This window comes from Streptomyces sp. NPDC006265 (assembly GCF_040613555.1).
Lineage (GTDB): Bacteria > Actinomycetota > Actinomycetes > Streptomycetales > Streptomycetaceae > Streptomyces.
In genome coordinates this window covers 1-3833 of record NZ_JBEXSH010000859.1, presented here as the reverse complement: position 1 = coordinate 3833, position 3833 = coordinate 1, and the positions used below count along the sequence as shown (strand labels likewise).

The window sequence follows — 3833 nt, the reverse complement described above, 5'->3', positions numbered from 1 at the left end:
CCTCCCCCGCTCCCACCCGATCAATAACGTCCTCGGTCAGGCCCTGCTCACCCGGCGCATGGGCAAGACCCGGGTCATCGCCGAGACGGGCGCCGGCCAGCACGGCGTGGCCACCGCCACCGCCTGCGCGCTGTTCGGCCTCGAGTGCACCATCTACATGGGCGAGATCGACACCCGGCGCCAGGCCCTCAATGTGGCCCGCATGCGCATGCTCGGCGCCGAGGTCATCGCCGTGAAGTCCGGCAGCCGCACGCTGAAGGACGCCATCAACGAGGCCTTCCGCGACTGGGTCGCCAACGTCGACCACACCCACTACCTCTTCGGCACCGTCGCCGGACCGCACCCCTTCCCGGCGATGGTCCGCGACTTCCACCGGGTCATCGGCGTCGAGACCCGCCGCCAGCTCCTGGAGCGAGCCGGACGCCTGCCCGACGCGGCCGTCGCCTGCGTCGGCGGCGGCTCCAACGCCATCGGCCTCTTCCACGCCTTCATCCCGGACACCGATGTCCGCCTCATCGGCTGCGAGCCCGCCGGGCACGGCGTAGAGACCGGTGAACACGCGGCGACCCTGACCGCCGGCGAGCCCGGCATCCTGCACGGCTCCCGCTCCTACGTCCTCCAGGACGACGAGGGCCAGATCACCGAGCCGTACTCGATCTCGGCCGGTCTGGACTACCCGGGCATCGGCCCGGAGCACTCGTACCTGAAGGACTCCGGCCGCGGCGAGTACCGCGCGGTCACCGACGACGCGGCGATGCAGGCCCTGCGCCTGCTGTCGCGCACCGAGGGCATCATCCCGGCCATCGAGAGCGCCCATGCACTGGCCGGCGCCCTGGAGGTGGGCAGGGAGCTCGGCAAGGACGGGCTGATCGTGGTCAACCTGTCCGGCCGCGGCGACAAGGACATGGACACCGCCGCGCGCTACTTCGGCCTGTACGACACCGACGCCGAGGTCGCCGAGGACGCCTCAGGCACCGCCGAGATCGAGGGGGACGCCAAGTGAGCGGGGCTGCTTTGAACAGTCAGAAGGGCCGGCTGTTGAGCGACACCCTCGCCGCGGCCAAGTCCGAAGGGCGCTCCGCCCTCATCGCCTACCTCCCGGCCGGGTTCCCGACCGTGGACGGCGGCATCGAGGCGATCAAGGCCGTCATCGACGGCGGCGCCGACGTCGTCGAGGTGGGCCTGCCGCACAGCGACCCCGTCCTCGACGGCCCGGTCATCCAGACCGCCGACGACATCGCCCTGCGCGGCGGCGTGAAGATCGCCGACGTGATGCGCACGGTCCGCGAGGCCCACGCCGCCACCGGCAAGCCGATCCTCGTCATGACGTACTGGAACCCCATCGACCGGTACGGCGTCGAGCGGTTCACCGCCGAGCTCGCCGAGGCGGGCGGCGCCGGGTGCATCCTGCCCGACCTGCCCGTGCAGGAGTCGGCCCTCTGGAGGGAGCACGCCGAGAAGCACGGTCTCGCCACCGTCTTCGTCGTCGCCCCCAGCAGCAAGGACGAGCGGCTCGCGCAGATCACCGCGGCGGGTAGCGGCTTCGTCTACGCCGCCTCCCTCATGGGGGTCACCGGTACCCGCGCCAGCGTCAGCAACCAGGCCCAGGACCTGGTGGAACGCACCCGGGCCACGGGGACGGACCTGCCGGTCTGCGTGGGGCTCGGCGTCTCCAACCCCGCTCAGGCCGCCAAGGTCGCGGGCTTCGCCGACGGCGTGATCGTCGGCTCGGCCTTCGTCAAGGCCATGCTGGACGCCCCGGACGACGCGGCCGGTGTCGAGGCCGTGCGCGCGCTCGCCGGTGACCTCGCCAAGGGCGTGCGCGGACAGGCGTAAGAACGCCGGAAGTCATACGGGTCCCTCGTACGGGTGGACCTGGGGTCGGGGAGGCGCCCTGCGCCTCCCCGGTTCGTTTCCGGGGTGTGAGCGAGAAGAACCGTGAGGGAAAGCGCACCGCCCGGGAGAAGCTGGCGGTCGAGCGCGAGAAGCAGAAGTCCGCGGACAAGCGCAGGCGCGCGCTGATCGTGGGCGGGGCCGTCGTCGCCGTCCTGGGACTCGCGGCCGTGATCGGCGTCGTCGCGGCCAACGCCGGCAAGGACGACGACAGTGAGGCCTCGGGCCCGGTCGTGGGGCCCTCGGGGGCCCGGGGCAAGGACAGCCTCGCCATCCCGGTCGGCAAGGACAGCGCGAAGTCCACGCTCACGGTGTGGGAGGACTTCCGCTGCCCCGCGTGCAAGTCCTTCGAGACGGCGTACCGGCCGGTGATCCACGAGCTGACGAACGCCGGCGAGTTGAAGGTGGAGTACCACCTGGTCACCCTCATCGACGGCAACATGCGCGGCACGGGCTCCCGCAACGCGGCCAACGCCGCGGCCTGCGCCCAGGACGCCGGGAAGTTCCCCGCGTACCACGACGTGCTCTTCGACAACCAGCCCCCGGAAGCCGACGACGCCTTCGCGGACAACGCCAAGCTGATCGAGCTGGCCGGCAAGGTCGACGGCCTGGACACCCCCGCCTTCCGCAGCTGTGTCGAGAAGGGCACGCACAACGGCTGGGTCGCCAAGTCCCACCTGGCCTTCAACAAGGGCGGATTCTCGGGCACGCCGGCCGTGCTGTTCGACGGCGAGAACATCTACCAGGACCGGACGATGACCCCGGCCAAGCTGAAGCAGATGGTGCAGGAGGCGAACAAGGAGTAAGGGTCTTCTCACGCTCCCGTTATGGACCCGTAGCCGGGCTGCCTGCCGCGGGCCCGGTGCGGCACGGTAGCGTCGACCTTGCCATGGAACTTGCCTTCATTCCCAGCCCGTCGCGCGGGGTGCTGTACCTCGGCCCCATTCCGCTGCGCGGCTACGCGTTCTGCATCATCATCGGCGTCTTCGTCGCGGTCTGGCTCGGCAACAGGCGCTGGATCGCCCGGGGCGGGCGGGCCGGCACGGTGGCCGACATCGCTGTCTGGGCCGTGCCCTTCGGCCTGGTCGGCGGCCGGCTCTACCACGTGATCACGGACTACGAGCTGTACTTCAGCGAGGGCCGTGACTGGGTGGACGCCTTCAAGATCTGGGAGGGCGGCCTCGGTATCTGGGGCGCGATCGCACTCGGCGCGGTGGGGGCGTGGATCGGCTGCCGCCGCCGTGGTATCCCGCTGCCCGCGTACGCCGACGCCATCGCCCCCGGCATCGCCTTCGCGCAGGCGATCGGCCGCTGGGGCAACTGGTTCAACCAGGAGCTGTACGGCAAGCCCACCGATCTGCCGTGGGCCCTGGAGATCACCTCCTCGTCGGACGGGCGGGTGCCGGGCACGTACCACCCGACGTTCCTCTACGAGTCGCTGTGGTGCATCGGGGTGGCGTTCCTCGTCATCTGGGCGGACCGCCGCTTCCGCCTCGGACACGGCCGGGCGTTCGCGCTGTACGTCGCCGCGTACTGCACGGGCCGGGCGTGGATCGAGTACATGCGCGTCGACGACGCCCACCACATCCTGGGCCTCCGGCTGAACGTCTGGACCGCGATCCTGGTGTTCCTGCTCGCGGTGACCTACCTGGTGGTGTCGTCCAAGAAGCGGCCCGGGCGTGAGGACGTCGTGGAGCCGGGCGCCGTGACCTCCGGTGACGAGGCCGACGGCGGCGAGAAGTCCGAGGCGGCCGGCAAGGACGCCGAGATCACGGACAAGACCGAGGCCGGGACGGACGCCGCCGAGAACACCGCCAAGAACGAGGCCGGGTCGGGAAAGAAGACCTGACGGCCCGCCGTATGTGACCCTGCCGTAAGTGACATGCCGAGAGCGCCCGGGACTAGTCCCGGGCGCTCTCGGCATGTCAGCGGCGGCGCGC

4 protein-coding genes are annotated in these 3833 nt (G+C 71.0%); all 4 read left to right on the top strand.

What is annotated here, in order from left to right; all coding sequences use genetic code 11:
• Positions 1–1003, top strand: a 1003-nt coding sequence (trpB, locus tag ABZ281_RS41550; protein WP_356663126.1) for a tryptophan synthase subunit beta, incomplete at its 5' end; no start/stop codon positions are given.
• Positions 1004–1014: 11 nt separating this feature from the next.
• Entirely contained in the window at positions 1015–1836 is an 822-nt protein-coding gene (gene trpA, locus ABZ281_RS41545) for a tryptophan synthase subunit alpha (protein ID WP_356663125.1), read from the top strand.
• Positions 1837–1922: 86 nt separating this feature from the next.
• Complete coding sequence (locus ABZ281_RS41540) at positions 1923–2699, top strand: thioredoxin domain-containing protein (protein ID WP_356663124.1); 777 nt, start codon at positions 1923–1925, stop codon at positions 2697–2699.
• 83 nt (positions 2700–2782) lie between these two features.
• Positions 2783–3742 (top strand): prolipoprotein diacylglyceryl transferase, encoded by a 960-nt coding sequence (gene lgt / locus ABZ281_RS41535; RefSeq protein ID WP_356663123.1) that lies wholly within the window; start codon positions 2783–2785, stop codon positions 3740–3742.
• Positions 3743–3833: the final 91 nt, after the last annotated feature.

Excerpts from the sequence above, each read along its gene's own strand:
- lgt (WP_356663123.1), top strand. The coding sequence starts at position 2,783 with ATGGAACTTGCCTTCATTCCCAGCCCGTCGCGCGGGGTGCTGTACCTC.